We start from the raw sequence: 18,434 nt of genomic DNA, 5'->3' as shown, positions 1-18,434 counted from the left end.
TGCCATTTTTATCCCATCTTTCTATACTGAATTCAGTGAATTATTACTGCAGGCCTCGCCGATTAACGACGCAGACCGCCCACCCGTATTTTCCAAATCTTCACCCCTTAACAGAGGTTCCGTATGAGTAATCAAGTGATCCTAAACCGTTTTCGCCAGGACTTGCTGGCAGGCAAGACCTTAATCGGCTGTTGGTCGGCGCTGTCTAATCCGATTTCGACCGAAGTTTTAGGGCTGGCTGGTTTTGACTGGTTGTTACTCGATGGTGAACACGCGCCCAACGACATTTCAAGCTTTGTTGTTCAAATGATGGCGCTTAAGGGGAGTAAAAGTGCGCCAGTTGTCAGGCCGCCAACCAATGAGCCGGTGATTATCAAACGTCTGTTGGACATTGGTTTTGCCAACTTCCTGATCCCGTTTGTTGAAACGCAGGCACAGGCCGAACTGGCGGTGGCATCAACCCGTTATCCTCCGGCTGGCATTCGCGGTGTATCGGTTTCTCATCGCGGCAATATGTTTGGCACCGTCCCGGACTATTTGGCTCAGGCCAACGACAACATCAGCGTGATGGTACAAATCGAAAGCCAGCAGGGTATTGATAATATTGATGTCATTGCCGCCGTCGACGGCGTTGACAATTTGTTTGTCGGACCCAGCGATTTGGCTGCGGGGCTGGGGCATTTGGGCAACGCCGGGCATCCCGAAGTGCAGGCGGCTATCAAGCACATTCTCGACCGTGCCAAAGCGCACGGCAAAACCAGCGGCATTCTGGCACCGGTGGAAGCCGATGCGCGGCGCTATATCGAGTGGGGGGCCACCTTCGTCGCGGTAGGCAGCGATTTAGGCGTATTCCGCACCGCTACGCAGGCACTCTGCGACCGCTTTACCAAATAATCAGGGGAATAAAGCATGAAAATCGGATTTATTGGTCTTGGAATTATGGGCAAACCGATGAGTAAAAACCTGCTCAAGGCAGGTTACTCGGTAGTTTTTCTGGACCGTCACAAAGAGACCACCGAAGAACTGGTCGCCGCCGGTGCAGAAAAGGCCGCTACCCCTAAAGCCGTGGCCGAGAAAAGCGATATTATTATTACCATGCTGCCAAACTCCCCTCAGGTGAAGGCGGTGGTTTTAGGCGAGAACGGTATTATTGAAGGCGCGCGCGAAGGCACAGTTGTGATTGATATGAGCTCAATTGCCCCGTTGGCGAGCCGGGAAATCAGCCAGGCGCTGGCGGCAAAAAAGGTGCTGATGTTGGATGCACCGGTCAGCGGCGGTGAGCCGAAAGCGATTGAAGGGACTTTATCGGTGATGGTGGGTGGCGATAAAGCCGTGTTCGATAAATGCTACGAGGTGATGAAATCGATGGCTGGTTCAGTGGTGCACACCGGCGATATTGGCGCGGGAAACGTCACCAAGCTGGCTAATCAGGTGATCGTGGCGCTAAATATTGCCGCCATGTCCGAGGCGCTGGTGCTGGCAACCAAGGCAGGTGTGAACCCGGACTTGGTGTTTCAGGCCATTCGCGGTGGCCTGGCGGGAAGCACTGTTTTAGAAGCAAAAGCGCCAATGGTGATGGACCGCAATTTTAAACCCGGTTTCCGTATTGATTTACATATCAAAGACCTGGCTAATGCATTGGACACCTCGCACGAGATTGGCGCGCAACTGCCGCTCACTGCGTCGGTCATGGAAATCATGCAGGCTTTGAAGGCTGACGGTCACGGACAGTCTGACCACAGCGCGATTGCACGCTATTATGAAAGCTTGGCGAAGGTTGAAGTGACACGGTAGTCCTCTGGGAGTGGATAGCTTATGAAAATAGTAATCGCACCGGACTCATTCAAAGAAAGTTTGTCGGCTCTGGAGGTGGCAAAGGCCATTGAGAGCGGCTTTCGTGAAATCTTTCCACAGGCCGAGTATGTAAAACTGCCGGTGGCGGACGGCGGCGAAGGCACCGTGGAGGCGATGGTAGCCGCGACCGGTGGCCGCGTGGTTGAGGTTGAGGTGACTGGCCCCCTCGGCGAGCCGATTAAGGCATTCTTCGGGCTTTCGGGTGACGAAAAAATTGCCTTTATCGAAATGGCGGCGGCAAGCGGTTTGGAAAGCGTGCCACAGGCCAGGCGTAATCCGCTAAAAACGACGTCCTACGGAACCGGAGAGCTAATCAAAAGTGCCCTTGATCACGGCGTTCAGCACTGCATTATCGGCATTGGGGGCAGTGCGACCAACGACGGCGGTTCCGGCATGGTGCAGGCTTTGGGCGCAAAACTGCTGACCCAGGACGGCAGGGAGATTGGCCACGGCGGCGGCGAGCTGAGTAAACTCGATAAGATCGATATCAGCGGCTTGGACAAAAGAATTAAAAAATGCCGCTTTGAAGTGGCCTGTGACGTAACGAATCCGCTTACCGGTGATAAAGGTGCGACGGCGATTTTCGGGCCACAAAAGGGCGCCACGCCTGAGATGATTGAGCAACTGGACGGTTATCTCAAACATTATGCCGGGGTCATTAAACGGGATTTGGGCATTGACGTTGAAGAGGTTCCCGGAGCGGGTGCCGCGGGTGGAATGGGGGCGGCCTTGTATGGTTTTTGCCATGCCGAACTGCGTCAGGGCATCGAGATTGTCACCGAGGCGTTGGGCCTTGACGCCCTGGTGCGCGACGCAACGCTGGTGATAACCGGAGAGGGTCGCATCGACAGCCAGAGCATCAACGGAAAAGTGCCGATCGGCGTAGCGCGGGTTGCCAAACGTTACAACAAGCCGGTGATTGCTATCGGTGGCAGTTTGACTAAAGACGTCGATGTGGTGTACGAACACGGGTTGGATGCGGTATTCAGCGTGCTGTACAGCGTTTGCACCTTGGATGAAGCGCTGGAGAACGCCGCCGATAATTTGCGTAAATCGGCGCGAAATATTGCCGCAACGATCCGTCTGGCGCAAAAAATGTGACGGCCTCACTCGTCGGCCATTTTTGATGTGAAACCGATGTCTTAAGAGGATATCGGTTTTTTATTTTGTCCTCTGCCAGCCTGCCTAAAGCAGTTTCATCTGCCCGATTTTTACGATAGCTTTGAAGCCTATTCGTTGAAGAGAACTCATCATGTCAGAGACTTTTTTTGCCAGCCTGCCGGCTAATATTCACACCAAGGGATTGGGCCCGTTAGATGCAAAGGCTCGAATGGGCGATATCGCCAGTCAGGGCTGGAATATTTTGCAGGAGCAGGTCAGCCTGCCGGTGGCAGTGTTGTCGGAGGAAAAAATTCAACACAACCTGGCGTGGATGCAGGAGTTTATCGACCGCTATAAGGTAAAACTGGCCCCGCACGGTAAAACTACCATGAGCCCGGAGCTGTTCAGGATGCAGACTGATGCCGGTGCGTGGGGAATTACCTTGGCCACCGCTGCGCAAATTGACGCTGCCTTCGCTTTTGGTGTGCGTAACGTGTTGATGGCTAACCAGTTGGTAGGCAAAGGCAACATGGCGATTATTGCCAACCTGATGCGTCAGGACGCGGACTTTAAATTTTGCTGCATTGTAGACTCTGCCGATAACGTTGACGCGCTGGGCCATTACTTCGCTGAACGTGGGCAAACGCTGCGTATCCTGCTTGAGTTTGGCATCGTCGGAGGCAGAACCGGTATCCGTAACGTGCAGCAGGAACAGGCCGTGCTGGCCGCTGTGGCGCGTTGGCCGCAGTCGCTCTCGCTGGTGGGCGTTGAATTATACGAAGGCGTGTTAAATGAAGAGGCACCGATCCGCACCTTTTTACAGCACGTGGTGGCGAGAACCTTGACTCTGGCGGAGGCGGGTATTTTTAAAGAGCCGGCGGTAATGTTGTCGGGTGCCGGTTCGGCCTGGTACGACGTGGTGGCGGAGGAGTTTAGCAAAATGGGTACCCATCTTGATGCCGCAGGGCATTATGCGCTCGACGTGGTGCTACGCCCCGGTTGTTACCTCACCCACGACGTGGGAGCCTATCATCGCGCCAGCGATCGTATTAAGCAAAATAACCCCGTTGCGCGAGAAATGAATTTTAGCCTGCTGCCCGCGCTGCAGGTTTGGGCCTATGTACAATCGCTGCCTGAGCCGGGGCGTGCAATCCTGGGGTTGGGTAAGCGCGACACGTCCTCAGATGCCGGTTTTCCAGTTGTCAGCGGACATTATCGCCCGCAAAGTGCCCTGAACCATGCCTACGCCGCGGTGGTTCCCGCCCCCGAGGAGTGGAAAATCTTTGCCATGATGGACCAGCATGCGTTCATGTCGATTCCCGAAGGTGCCGATATCAAAATTGGCGACATGCTGTCATTTGATATCTCTCATCCGTGCCTGACCTTCGACAAATGGCGTCAGCTTTTGCTGATTAATGAGCAGTATGATGTGACGGGTGCCGTCAGCACTTGGTTCTGAATACGCATTATCTTTCGTGCTGCAGGGGCGTTGGCCGCCCTCACTCACCCCCGTCACTTACTAATGTAAGCTCCGGGGGATTCGTTCAGTTGCCGTCTTCCTGCAACACGAAATCTTTCGCGTATTGACAGGGCGTTGGCCGCCCTCACTCACCCCCGTCACTTACTAATGTAAGCTCCGGGGGATTCGTTCAGTTGCCGTCTTCCTGCAACACGAAATCTTTCGCGTATTGACAGGGCATTGGCCGCCCTCACTCACCCCCGTCACTTACTAATGTAAGCTCCGGGGGATTCGTTCAGTTGCCGTCTGGTGTATGCGAATAGTGGTCGGTTAACCAGCGTTATGATTGCGCTGCAAATGTGCTTTGGCTTCACGGGTTACGTTACCGATTTCATCCAGCAGCTCCAGCCATTCGGGTTCCAGCTCATCGTCGGAAACGTTTTTCCTCAACTGTTGCTCAATGTAGAAACACAGCTGTTTCAATCGTGGGACGCCGCTGTAGCTGCAACTGCCATGCAGTTTATGGATAAGCGCCAGAATGTCGTTATCTTTTTTACCCTGAATAAGGGCCGTTACGCGTTTGCTTACCTGGGGTAGGAAGTCGAGCAGCATTTGCAGCAGATCGTTGGCCAGCGCCTCTTTATTGGCCGACTGGCGCAGTGCCAGTGCCCAGTCGAGCGTTTTTGGCGAGTCCGAGACTGCCTGTGGCGCAGGGCTGAGATTGGCCGCGTGGGGTTCGGGCATTTGCGAGGTGTGGTAGCGGCCGAGCACGACTTTCAGCATCGCTTCGTCAATCGGTTTCGACAGATAATCCTCCATACCAGCCTTGATAAACTGTTCTCTTTCTCCACTCAGTGTGTGCGCTGTTACGGCAACAATTGGCGTAGCGCTGTGGTGTGGCAGGAGGTGAATCAGTTCGCTGGTGCGAATACCGTCAATATTGGGCATTTGAATGTCCATCAATATCACGTCCATATTGACATGTTTCGCCAGCTCAATCGCTTCTTCACCGCTGTTACACAGCAGAGTGGTTTCAACCAGCTCTTCAAGGAGTGCACCGATAAGCTTAAGGTTTGCCGGATTATCGTCCACCGCCATCACCGTCATGGGCAAGCGCTGGCCACGTTGGGCGATATTTTCAGCCTGTGACGTGCTCGGGTCTTCAAGCAGATAAGGCAGCAATCGCACGCTCGAGACTGGTTTGTTAAGACAAGCATAAACGCCTTTGTTTTTAAGCTGTTCTGCCGAGATTTGGAACTGGCTTGGCAGAGCCAAAATCAGTTTATCGCAGTGATTAAGCAACTGCTGTAGCCGTTCCTCATAGTCGTTCAGATGATGATTGAGTCGGATGGGTATGCCATAAAGAATGAAATCATAATGCTCGTCGGGCAGCAGTGCCTGGCTGGTGCGATGAATAACCTCGGCCGGCGTGCTCGCCAGCATTTCAATCACAGCCTTGGTTGCCGTTGGATTAGCCTCAATGTAGGCCAGCTTTTTACCTTTGAGGCAGGCCATCGGCAGTGGCTGATGAGAGCGGTTTTCATTAAGTTCAAGCGTGATATGGAACCAGAAAGTGGAGCCGCGATTAAGCTGACTGTAAAAGCTGATATCTCCGCCCATCTCTTTCACCAGCCGCTGCGTGATAACCAGGCCTAATCCCGTACCACCGTGGCGTCGAGTAATGCTGGCATCCGCCTGGCGAAAAGCCTGGAACAGTTGTGACTGCTGACGTTCGGAAATACCAATACCGGTATCATGAATCTGCATCTCTAGCTCGACTTGCAAATTGTTCTGCGAGCGCAATTCCACATTAATATCAATGTTGCCATTTTCCGTGAATTTAATGGCATTACCCAGTAAGTTGGTGACAACCTGCTGTAAACGCATCGGGTCGCCTAGCACGTATTCCGGTACGTTGTTCTGCACGTTAATGGTCAATTCAAGCCCTTTTTCATGGGCGCTGTGGGCCAGTAAAATGACCACTTCATCAATCATTTCACGCAGTGAGAAGGGAATGTGCTCCAGCACCAGTTTGCCGGCTTCAAGTTTCGAGAAATCAAGCACGTCGTTAATAATGGTTAACAGATTATTCGCCGAGCGCTCAATCGTTTGCAGATAATCAGTCTGGGTCGGTGAAAGCTGTGTTTTTAAGGTCTGACGGGTGAAGCCAATGACGCCATTGAGCGGGGTGCGCAGTTCGTGAGACATATTGGCCAGAAACTCGGATTTTATTCTTGCGGCTTCCTGAGCACGCTTTTTAGCCAGGTCCAGCTCAACGTTCTGGATCTCCATTTGCTCCAGCGTTTCGCGTAGGTCTGAGGTGGCTTGATCGATATTTTGCTGAACTTCTTCGTGATAGGCGGTCAGAGACATAGCCATTGAGTTGATGCCATTTTTCAGCATGCTCAATTCACCGGGCATATTGCCCTCAACGCGGCTGTCAAGCTGACCGCGGCGAATTCGGTCAACGGTATTGACCATATTGCGGATAGGGCCGGTAACATCGCGCATCAGACGGTAAGCAAAAAGTGTCGCGATACCCAGGCACAAAAGCAGTAGGAGCGTTGAAACAAACACTTCCTGATACTGCTGCAAACGCACAGAGCTGAGGTCTAGCTCGATGGCGATATAGCCGAGAAAGTGATCTGCCGATTCGCGGAAAGCGCCGTCGCCCGCGTCGGTATGGTTTTCGGCGATAATGGGTATGCGCAGGATAAGTGAGTCGCCCGCCCGCATGAGTGTGAGCTCCTGTGGCAGCGGCTCGCCGGGCTCAACCTGCAGTAATCCTGTGTCGCGCAGGGCGTTCGAGGTGGTAAAAAGAGTATTGTGGTTGTCAAAAACGCTGATCGCCCGAACGATATCCGAGTGCGTTCTATGCAGTCGGTTGATAAGTCGCGTTATGGGAGCCCGTTCGCGAAATGTCATGCCATACTCACTGGCGACCGCTAACGGTTCTATAATACTGGCACCTGAATCGATCAGTTGGTTCTGCAGCTCAGTATAACGGTGCACCACAAAGAAGGTGCTGAGCAGCAAACCGATCATTAACGTCGGTGCCAGAATTAAAATCATCATCCTTGCCCGCAGGCTATGTTTGGTCATGGGGTTCCAATGTGGGAGAATTGGCTGCTGACGTATCTCTTTTGTCGTAGATATCTAGATATTGCGGCAAGGCGACGTGTGTCGCAAGGTTAAAGCCGGTTATTAAGGATAGAAGAAGTTGCCACGTTGGTAACGAATGGGCAAGATAACGCTAAGCGTTAATATTGGTAACGTAGGGAGAGGTTATGGTTGCGGTACGTAGTGCGCATTTGAATACGGCTGGCGAATTTGCGCTTGACGAGTGGATCACGACTTTAGGCATCTCCAGCCAAGAATCATGTGAGCGTTTAGCCGCAACCTGGCGCTACTGCGAGCAACAAACTCAAGGGCATCCTGATGCCTCGCTGCTGCTTTGGCGCGGCCTGGAAATGGTTGAAATCCTTTCCACGTTGAGCATGGACAATGACAGTATGCGCGCGGCGCTGCTGTTCCCGCTGGTTGATGAGGGCGTGATTGATGAAGACACGCTCACCAAGGCGTTTGGCAAAGAAATAACCTATCTGGTGCACGGCGTGCGTGACATGGACGCTATTCGCCAGCTCAAGGCCACCCAGAATGATTCGATGGGCTCCGAGCAGGTCGACAACGTGCGCCGCATGCTGCTGGCGATGGTCGAAGACTTCCGCTGTGTGGTGCTTAAGCTCGCCGAGCGAATTGCCCACCTGCGTGAGGTAAAAGACGCACCGGAAGAAGAGCGCGTGCTGGCGGCCAAGGAATGTACCAATATTTATGCACCGCTGGCTAACCGGTTGGGCATCGGCCAATTAAAGTGGGAGCTTGAAGACTTCTGCTTCCGCTATCTGCATCCCGACGAATATAAGCACATCGCTAAATTGCTGCACGAGCGCCGTATTGACCGTGCCCAGTATATTGATGACTTCGTGAGCACCGTGCGCAACGCGATGGCGGAAGAGGGCATCAAGGTTGATGTGTATGGGCGCCCGAAACATATCTACAGCATTTGGCGCAAGATGCAGAAAAAATCCCTCTCCTTTGACGAGCTGTTTGACGTGCGCGCCGTTCGCGTCGTTGTTGAACGTCTGCAGGACTGCTATGCCGCGCTGGGGATTGTGCATACTCATTTCCGCCATTTGCCCGACGAATTTGACGACTACGTAGCTAACCCTAAGCCCAACGGTTATCAGTCAATTCACACCGTCGTATTGGGCCCACGGGGTAAAACGCTTGAAGTGCAGATCCGCACCCGCCAGATGCACGAAGACGCCGAACTGGGCGTGGCCGCGCATTGGAAATACAAAGAAGGCACCGCGGTAGTTGGCGGACGCAGTGGCGGCTACGAAGGACGTATTGCCTGGCTGCGTAAACTCATTGCCTGGCAGGAGGAGATGGCCGACTCGGGCGAAATGCTCGACGAAGTGCGCAGTCAGGTATTCGACGACCGAGTTTATGTGTTTACACCCAAAGGCGACGTGGTCGACTTGCCAACGGGTTCAACGCCGCTCGACTTCGCCTACCATATTCACAGCGACGTCGGTCACCGCTGTATCGGAGCAAAAATCGGTGGGCGCATTGTGCCGTTTACCTATCAGTTACAGATGGGCGATCAGATTGAGGTTATTACCCAGAAACATCCGAACCCGAGCCGCGACTGGCTAAATCCAAGTCTGGGGTATATCACCACCAGCCGTGGACGTTCGAAGATCCAGAACTGGTTCCGCAAGCAGGATCGCGACAAGAATATTATTGCTGGCAAGCAAATCCTTGACGACGAGCTCGACCGCATTGATATCACGCTCAAAGATGCTGAGAAACTGCTGTTGCCGCGTTACAACTTTAACTCGCTCGACGAACTGCTGGCGGCAATTGGCAACGGTGATATTCGCCTCAATCAGATGGCGAACTATTTACAATCGCAGCTGAAAAAACCAAGTGCCGAAGAGCTTGATGAAGAAGCACTGCGTCAGCTAACGCAGAAGTCAACGCGTGCGCCGGTACGCAGCGGTTCGAAAGAAAACGGGCGCGTCGTGGTTGAGGGCGTGGGCAATCTGATGCACCACATTGCTCGCTGCTGCCAGCCAATCCCCGGCGATGAAATCATCGGTTTCATTACTCAGGGCCGCGGAATTTCGATTCACCGCGCCGACTGTGATCAGCTTGAAGACCTGAAGTCTCACGCGCCGGAAAGAATTGTGGACGCCGTGTGGGGCGAAAGCTATTCCAGCGGATATTCGCTGGTGCTACGCGTGGTGGCTAACGACAGAAGCGGACTACTGCGCGATATCACCACCATTCTCGCTAACGAAAAAGTTAACGTGCTTGGCGTAGCCAGCCGCAGCGATACCAAGAATATGCTGGCGACTATCGATATGGATATCGAGATTTATAATCCCCAGGTGTTAAGCCGGGTTATCGCCAAGCTGAATCAGCTTCCGGATGTTATCGAGGCCAAACGCCTTCACGGGAGCTAATCTTCGTCGTCATTGACGCTGCAGCAGCGTTAGCGGCGCGCGTTCACCCGAATCACTGACTCATGTCGGTGATTCGGGACTTGGTCACTTGCGGCCTTGCTGCAATTTCAATGCCTTAGAGGGTTGAATTTTACAAATTTTGGAATACTCAATGACTTCTTCATTTCCCCTGCAACGTCTTCTTTCCATCATGAAAACCCTGCGCGATCCGAATGCCGGTTGCCCGTGGGACAAAGCGCAAAGTTTCGAGACCATTGCTCCCTACACACTGGAAGAGACCTATGAAGTGCTGGATGCCATCCAGCGCAAGGATTTTGCTGACCTGCGTGATGAGCTGGGCGACCTGCTGTTTCAGGTGGTGTTTTACGCCCAGATGGGCAGTGAGCAGGGTCTCTTTGATTTTGATGATATCTGCGAGGCAATTTCCGAGAAATTGGAGCGTCGCCATCCGCATATTTTCAACGCGGATGAAAATGCAGACACTAAAGACAAGGCGCAGGTACTGCTGGATTGGGAAAAGGGGAAAACCCAGGAGCGGGCTGATAAGGCACTTTTCTCTGCACTAGACGATATCCCTGCCACGCTTCCTGCATTGATGAAGGCGCATAAAATTCAGAAGCGCTGCGCCAACGTCGGCTTCGACTGGACAACCCTTGGTCCGGTGGTTGATAAAGTTTACGAAGAGATCGACGAGGTGATGTTTGAAGCCAAACAGGCGGTAGTGGATCAGGAGAAACTCGGCGAGGAAATTGGCGATTTGCTGTTCGCGACCGTGAATCTTTCCAGGCATCTTGGTCACAAAGCTGAGGGTGCACTGCAGGCTGCCAATATTAAATTTGAACGTCGTTTCCGTCAGGTTGAACACATTATTCGTGACGCGGGGCTGACGATGGAAGACGCCAGTCTAGAGCAGATGGAAGAAGCATGGCAGCAGATAAAACAGCAGGAAAAATCAGGCCGGGTATAAAAATTACCTTGCCGTGATCAATATCAAAACTCGCTAACACACCGCTGCTAACATAGCGTTTATTGATGTTCCCGCGGTGAAATATCAAAAATTTAATAAATTGAATTTTAACGCGTTTTTTTACGTTTTAACGGGCTTTTTTAGCAAGATATAGTAGTTACTTGTCTGTTCTATAAGGTTTTTATGATGCTCTGCCCAAATGTGTTCGTGAGAGAGCTTGCCGCAGGGGTGGCGGGTGAAGAGAGTAAAACGATCGTTTGTGACCCAAGGAAGGTTCGGGTATACTATTTTCCCGTCTTGGTTCTTCCATCGTCTTTAAACCTAACCTCTCAGGTTCAGCATGACAACTAATTATATTTTTGTGACCGGCGGGGTTGTATCCTCTCTGGGTAAAGGCATTGCCGCAGCCTCTCTGGCGGCTATTCTCGAAGCCCGTGGTTTGAACGTTACCATCATGAAACTCGATCCCTACATCAACGTGGATCCGGGTACCATGAGCCCAACTCAGCACGGTGAAGTCTTCGTTACCGAAGATGGCGCTGAAACAGATCTCGATCTGGGTCACTACGAACGTTTCATTCGCACTAAAATGACCCGCCGTAACAACTTTACAACCGGTCGTATTTACTCCGACGTCCTGCGCAAAGAGCGCCGTGGCGATTATCTCGGCGCGACCATTCAGGTTATCCCGCACATCACCAACGCAATCAAAGAGCGCATCATTGAAGGCGGCGAAGGTCATGACGTGGTGCTGGTTGAAATCGGCGGCACGGTAGGTGACATCGAATCCTTGCCGTTCCTTGAAGCGATTCGCCAGATGGCGGTTGACGTTGGCCGTGAGCACACCCTCTACATGCACCTGACTCTGGTGCCATACATGGCGGCGGCGGGTGAGGTTAAAACCAAACCAACCCAGCACTCTGTGAAAGAACTGCTGTCTATCGGTATTCAGCCAGACGTGCTGATCTGCCGCTCAGACCGTTCAGTTCCTGCAAACGAACGTGCAAAAATTGCCCTGTTCTGTAACGTTCCAGAGAAAGCCGTTATCTCATTAAAAGACGTTGATTCCATTTATAAAATCCCGGCACTATTGAAATCACAGGGCCTGGACGATTATATTTGTAAACGATTCAGCTTAACGTGCAAAGAAGCGGATCTGGCCGAGTGGGAACAAGTTGTCTACGAAGAAGCCAACCCAGGCGGCGAAGTGAACATCGGCATGGTGGGTAAATACACCGAACTGCCAGACGCCTACAAATCGGTTATCGAAGCACTGAAGCACGCAGGCCTGAAAAACCGCCTGACGGTGAACATCAAGCTTATCGATTCTCAGGATGTAGAAACGCGCGGCGTAGACATGCTGAAAGACTTGGATGCGATTTTGATCCCCGGTGGTTTCGGTTATCGCGGCGTAGAAGGCAAGTTGATGACCGCGCGTTATGCGCGTGAAAACAACATTCCTTACTTAGGTATTTGCCTGGGTATGCAGGTTGCGCTGATGGAGTTTGCCCGTAACGTAGTCGGTATGGAAAATGCGAACTCCACAGAATTTGTGCCAGACTGTAAGTTCCCTGTCGTGGCATTGATTACTGAATGGCGTGATGAAAACGGCAACGTCGAAGTACGTTCCGAAGAGAGTGATTTAGGCGGCACTATGCGCGTGGGTGGTCAACTTTGCCACCTGACCGAAGGCAGCCTGGTTCGTCAGATGTACGGCGAGCCGACGATAGTTGAACGTCATCGTCACCGTTACGAAGTCAACAATATGCTGTTGAAACCGATTGAAGCAGCAGGTTTACGCGTAGCCGGTCGCTCTGGCGATAAGCAGCTGGTGGAAATTATTGAGTTGCCAAACCATCCATGGTTTGTTGCTTGCCAATTCCACCCAGAATTTACGTCAACGCCGCGTGATGGTCATCCGCTGTTTGCAGGCTTTGTGAAGGCTGCCGGTGAGTATCAGAAGCGTCAGGTAAAATAAAATATAAGGCCGGTGACACGTTTGCCAAGGCGGCGTGTCGCTGAGTCTGAAGCTTTAGTTAACTTGTACTGAGGAAATCCTAATGTCCAAAATCGTTAAAGTGCTCGGTCGTGAAATCATCGACTCCCGTGGTAACCCGACCGTAGAAGCTGAAGTTCATCTGGAAGGCGGTTTCGTAGGTCTTGCTGCTGCGCCATCAGGTGCATCAACAGGTTCTCGCGAAGCTCTGGAATTGCGTGACGGTGATAAATCACGTTTTCTGGGTAAAGGCGTAACTAAAGCTGTTGGTGCTGTAAACGGCCCAATCGCTCAGGCACTGCTCGGCAAAGACGCAAAAGACCAGGCTAACATCGACAAGATTATGATCGAGCTTGACGGTACCGAAAACAAATCTAACTTCGGTGCTAACGCGATTCTGGCTGTTTCCCTGGCTGCTGCTAAAGCTGCTGCTGCTTCAAAAGGTCTGCCACTGTACGCACACATTGCGGAACTGAACGGCACTCCTGGCAAATATTCAATGCCACTGCCTATGATGAACATCATCAACGGTGGTGAGCACGCCGACAACAACGTCGACATCCAGGAATTCATGATCCAGCCTGTGGGCGCGAAAACGCTGAAAGAAGCCGTACGTATGGGCTCTGAAGTTTTCCACACCTTGGCTAAAGTTCTGAAATCTAAAGGCATGGGGACTGCAGTAGGTGATGAAGGTGGCTACGCGCCAAACCTGGGTTCTAACGCCGAAGCACTGGCTGTAATCGCTGAAGCGGTTAAAGCAGCAGGCTACGAGCTGGGTAAAGACATTACTCTGGCGATGGACTGTGCGGCTTCAGAATTCTACAAAGACGGTAAATATGTTCTGGCTGGCGAAGGCAACAAAGCTTTCACTTCTGAAGAGTTCACTCACTTCCTGGAAGACCTGACTAAACAGTACCCAATCGTTTCTATCGAAGACGGTTTGGACGAATCTGATTGGGCTGGCTTCGCGTACCAGACTAAAGTTCTGGGCGACAAAATTCAGCTGGTGGGCGATGACCTGTTCGTTACCAATACCAAGATCCTGAAAGAAGGTATCGACAAAGGTATCGTTAACTCCATCTTGATCAAATTCAACCAGATCGGTTCACTGACCGAAACTCTGGCTGCGATCAAAATGGCGAAAGATGCTGGCTACACTGCCGTTATCTCTCACCGTTCCGGCGAAACCGAAGATGCTACTATTGCCGACCTGGCAGTAGGTACCGCTGCGGGCCAAATCAAAACCGGTTCTATGAGCCGTTCTGACCGTGTTGCTAAATACAACCAGCTGATTCGTATCGAAGAAGCGTTGGCGGCTGCGGGTACACCTGCTCCGTTTAACGGTCTGAAAGAAGTTAAAGGTCAGTAAATTCTGATCCCTAGCTTTACATAACCCGCTTCGGCGGGTTTTTTTATTTATAAACCAAAGTATAACCATCAACGTTAACTGATGGGTCTATCTGCAGCCTATGCTTATTATATTCTTTTTCTTCTCCGAGATAATAATATGCCCAATAACCGAACGAGTAGAACCTCCTCTATTAACAGCTCAATACCCTTGTCAGCCAGTATTTCACCACGTATAGCCAATCCATTTTTAAAAGTAATTAACAGTCACTCATGTCCATCCAGTAATAAAAATCTTTCTAAAATAAATAAAAATGATTGGAAAGTGATAGACGAACATATAATGCTGACTAAAGGAGAGCCACAGCGTGAAATCAGCTTACCTAAAACTTTTCGAGAAGTAATTATTAGCCATGCCCCTACATTATTAGGGTTGTCACCCAATATTTTCATGTCATTAGCTCATCACATTCCTTCAATTAATTCACCAGGCAATGCTCATTCAAATATTACACCGTCTCTCTTTAGTCTAGAAAATCTGTGCGCGACGGTATCCAGTGCCTGGCAAATTATTCCAGCACTCCCTCAATGGCCTTCGGGTGCGAGCGCCAATCCGTTAACGTTGCAAAACCCCAATATGCATAAACCCTCTGACAGTATTAATGTGCTCAAAACGCAGTTACAGGCGTTTCAGCTCACGTCAGACACCTTTCAAAACACTGTGCTTATAAATTATCTGGTCAATAAATATGTCCTTTTCTTCAGAGAGGACGACGTTCAACCGCCGCTAGAGCGCATCAGACGGGAGCTGGATGATGGACGTTCGCGTGACGGTTTTAACCGCTTGCCTACCCGCGGTTTTAAAACGTTAAGCGTGATTAATCCTGCCGTTAACGGGAATTCCAGCGCAGCCGAAGTGATTCGCTGGGCAGATAGGCAAATGCAGGCTAGCAGAATACTGTTTACCCTTGCCTGGGACGAGGGCGTGGGAGGCATTGCGGCCTATCTTGGCGCGGGTTTGGCATCGACGCTTGGCGCGTTTGCCCAAACCCTGGGCGCAATAATGGACGGTACGCTGTTGGACCGTGAGCCGGGTGAGACTCATGCGGAATGGCTGCTCAGATTGAGCAGCAATATTATCATCCCCCCGGAGGCGGCGGCTGCACGTGCCTTTAAAGTTAATCCGACTATCATAAATCGCGTTACCCCCTCTAGCCCCAGTGGTCTGAGGGTGAGTCATAAGGCCAGCGGATTAATGCGCACACTCTCGCCGGCGGCTGGCGAATCAAAGCTTTATATCAACGTACAAGACAAGAGTTACGCCTTGACTCCTCACACCACTGAGGGCGTTTATCGCCTAAATAACGGGCGTGAAATTTATCTTAACCCGCTAGTCGGTGAGTGGAGAAGATTTTGTTCGGGTAACTCACATCTCAATGCCAAATCGCTTTCTGCCATTCCTGATGAATTACTCCGCCTCTCGCCGGGAGATCATTCAGTATTGGCGTTCAGGGGAGAGATTAGCCCCGAGAGCAAAGTCTGGACACAGCCAGATACTGGGAAATACTACCTTGAAGTCCTCAAGCTTGACCCAGCAAATCAGAATAGTGTGGTTAGTCACTATATTGAAGGCCACCTTGAGGGGCGTTTTTTCAGCATTAAGAACCCAAGTCAGCAGGCACACAAACACCCTTTGCTGGAGTGGAAATCCGGCATCGGTAAATGGGAAGTCGTGGCAAACGCCAACAGCGTAGTGACCAACAGCGTAACTTCTCCAATCTTTCGAGGCTTGCCGTCCAGTGTACAGGTCGTTCCCCTGGTTACATTGGATCCGGCATTATCACTGCCCGGTTTTACACATACCTATCGCCTTGACAACACAGGTGAGATTTTCATTCGTACAGGCACTACGCGTCGAGGGGTAGCCCAATACATCAAGGTGGAGCAGAGTAAAAGTCAGCCTGAAATTTTTAGGCTTAACGTTTTTGACCGCGCAGAGGATCTTCGCGAAATTCGTTATTACCGCTATCAAGAAAACGGTGAGTTTACACTCGATAATGTGGTTTCCTGCCATCGAGTTAAACGCGCTGAAGACAATCTTTGCCAGCCTGGAACCTCGGGGCAAGCATCACAAAATAATCCCTCCTTGTTATATAAAAAAACGGCGGAACAAAATTCAAAAATAATTGCGGATAAAATCCATGAGATGAGGCTCAATACGCTAGAAATGGTGCCGATACAACGTCCCAACCTACCCACGGTTCGCACTGCCGTAAGTATTGAGGATATACAAAATGGCTACCGCAGCATGATCCTTGCTGAAATCCCAATAACCCGAGTCCTTAAGTTATTTGAATCTCAGAAAGTAATGGCTGAAGCGATAACCACTCGTTATAACAAGATAACCCACGGAAAAGCTCCAGCCACCTCGGCAGAATACAGTTATATTTTATTTGATAAGTTAATTAAAGGCGGGATAAGCAACGACAATCTTTTAGTGGTTAATTTTTCACTGCAAGGAGAAGTGAAACATACTGCTCTCTTATTTTCCTCTCACGGCGGTATTGAAAGAATATTAGGTCCGACGACTTCCGTATTTGAGCCGCAGGCGGTTTCGATTGAACAGTTGTATAAGGCCAGTCAGTCGTTAGTAAACGGTTTTGAAATATTAAACCCATGGTCAGATAAAAATAAACAGGTTGTCTACAAGGCAGGCGTGAGCCGTGATTCAATAAAAAGGGATATTGTGGAAATCCTGAAAGAGTCCGGCATAGAGATTAATGACGATTATATTCCTGGTCAGGGGGGCGTACCCAAATATCGTGGAACACTGAGGCTTGAGGATGTCGAGCTTGTGGCACAGGATCCCGTCCGTGATTCTTACTGTTTGCTTAATCCCGGAGAGGCTAAATTCAGAGAATCGATACGGGAGAATTATGGCATCCTTGCCCGTGGAGAAGCCGTACTCAATGAGCCTATGGGCACGATGAAGGGTAGGTCATCATCCCTTGGGGCGCGTTTTGACAGCATAAACCAGATTTTCAGTCAGTTGGCAGTACTCGACGACAGTCAGCTGCGTGCATTTATCAAAGAGAAATTCGGCGAAGAACGGCTGGATAAAAAAACCGATCTGTTCAGAAGGTCGATTGTCCAGACTTTAAATAACCTAAATAGTTATCGCCCCGGCGGTGGACGAGTGAACCGGCTAGTGTTGCTTAAATCTCGGTTACCCACATCATCATCGGAAGTCCTTGGGTTTGTGACGAATGATAAAAATGATCCTGACCCATTTTTCAGTATTATTCACAAAGAACAGTGGGGCTATATGAATTTATTCACTTACGCCAGTCAGATGCATTTAATTTGCCACGAAATGAGCCATGTTCCCGAGCCAGGTTTTTTGACCGACAATACTCGATTGAAAACTTATGATTTCTTCTATAACAATTTGGCAGGGCACGAAACTTTCTTCCAGCCTTATCCCAATCGAATCAGCTCTTATTCGCTTGAGCACAATGACGTGGTGTTTTCAAAAGATACTGAGTCGCATTTAGTGCTTAAGTCTTATGATGAATATTTGACTAGCGAGCATGAGGAGAGTGTTGATTTCAAAAGCGTCGATGATCGAGTGGTTTTCAAAGTAAATATTGATGCAGGGTTTAACAAAAAAATTGCTGGGCTGAATAAGTTGATTGGTACTTATAATATGGGTGAGGGGCTTTATTCCGATGTGCAACTCGGGGAAAGATATCTATTGGAGTTTACTGAACGCTTCAACGAGGCTATGAAAAAATCTGGCTTATCTGAAATAAAGCTTGGCCTAAAGACTTTGACTCGCCGTAGGAACGACGGGAGTCAAAAACTGGAAATCGATCCGAATGCTTATGAAGTGATGACGAGGTTTTTTCAGCGTATCGCCAACGATAAGGAGGCGCGGATTGCCATTGTTATGAACAATGCCGACAGTATTACTTACTATCAATTTCTACTGGCGGCTGAAAAGGAGCTAATAAGCCCACATCTTCCTAACGGCGGGAGGTTGCCAAAACCAGACGAAAGACTGCCTTGGGCAGATTCGGATGAATCGGAAGACAGCGAGATGTCAGACAAAAGGTAGGGCGGCGTGAGAATTGCCCTGCGTCAGATTTGGCTCAGGGTAAGATGTCTGCGATAATATCG

General features: G+C 50.6%; 10 protein-coding genes. 9 read left to right on the top strand and 1 reads right to left on the bottom strand.

Annotated features, from left to right (window positions below):
- Positions 1-123 precede the first annotated feature (123 nt).
- From garL to GA565_RS21375, 4 genes are all read left to right on the top strand, one after another.
- On the top strand, positions 124-894 hold the full coding sequence (gene garL / locus GA565_RS21390; RefSeq protein ID WP_152200663.1) for a 2-dehydro-3-deoxyglucarate aldolase: 771 nt from the start codon (positions 124-126) through the stop codon (positions 892-894).
- A 15-nt stretch (positions 895-909) separates the two neighbouring features.
- Entirely contained in the window at positions 910-1,794 is an 885-nt protein-coding gene (gene garR, locus GA565_RS21385; protein ID WP_152200661.1) for a 2-hydroxy-3-oxopropionate reductase, read from the top strand.
- A gap of 21 nt (positions 1,795-1,815) precedes the next feature.
- Positions 1,816-2,955 (top strand): glycerate kinase, encoded by a 1,140-nt coding sequence (locus GA565_RS21380; protein WP_152200659.1) that lies wholly within the window; start codon positions 1,816-1,818, stop codon positions 2,953-2,955.
- Between the two features lie 151 nt (positions 2,956-3,106).
- Positions 3,107-4,414: an amino acid deaminase gene (locus GA565_RS21375; RefSeq protein WP_152200657.1), complete on the top strand. Its 1,308-nt coding sequence runs from the start codon at positions 3,107-3,109 to the stop codon at positions 4,412-4,414.
- 330 nt (positions 4,415-4,744) lie between these two features.
- Here GA565_RS21375 and barA read toward each other — a convergent pair whose 3' ends face one another.
- On the bottom strand, positions 4,745-7,516 hold the full coding sequence (gene barA, locus GA565_RS21370; protein WP_152200655.1) for a two-component sensor histidine kinase BarA: 2,772 nt from the start codon (positions 7,514-7,516) through the stop codon (positions 4,745-4,747).
- Positions 7,517-7,701: 185 nt separating this feature from the next.
- On the opposite strand from barA, the gene relA reads away from it, so the two are divergent.
- The 5 genes from relA (at position 7,702) to GA565_RS21345 (ending at position 18,372) form a co-directional block, all read left to right on the top strand.
- A complete protein-coding gene (gene relA, locus GA565_RS21365) occupies positions 7,702-9,945 on the top strand; it encodes a GTP diphosphokinase (RefSeq protein WP_152200654.1) in 2,244 nt (747 codons plus the stop codon).
- A 151-nt stretch (positions 9,946-10,096) separates the two neighbouring features.
- Positions 10,097-10,912 (top strand): nucleoside triphosphate pyrophosphohydrolase, encoded by an 816-nt coding sequence (mazG, locus tag GA565_RS21360; protein ID WP_152200652.1) that lies wholly within the window; start codon positions 10,097-10,099, stop codon positions 10,910-10,912.
- A 340-nt stretch (positions 10,913-11,252) separates the two neighbouring features.
- Entirely contained in the window at positions 11,253-12,890 is a 1,638-nt protein-coding gene (gene pyrG, locus GA565_RS21355) for a glutamine hydrolyzing CTP synthase (protein WP_055775102.1), read from the top strand.
- 82 nt (positions 12,891-12,972) lie between these two features.
- On the top strand, positions 12,973-14,277 hold the full coding sequence (gene eno, locus GA565_RS21350; protein WP_055775106.1) for a phosphopyruvate hydratase: 1,305 nt from the start codon (positions 12,973-12,975) through the stop codon (positions 14,275-14,277).
- Positions 14,278-14,415: 138 nt separating this feature from the next.
- Positions 14,416-18,372, top strand: a complete 3,957-nt coding sequence (locus GA565_RS21345) for a hypothetical protein (RefSeq protein ID WP_152200651.1) — start codon at positions 14,416-14,418, stop codon at positions 18,370-18,372.
- Positions 18,373-18,434 lie beyond the last annotated feature (62 nt).

The organism is Rouxiella sp. S1S-2 (genome assembly GCF_009208105.1).
Lineage (GTDB): Bacteria > Pseudomonadota > Gammaproteobacteria > Enterobacterales > Enterobacteriaceae > Rouxiella.
This window is presented reverse-complemented; position numbering and strand designations above follow the sequence as displayed.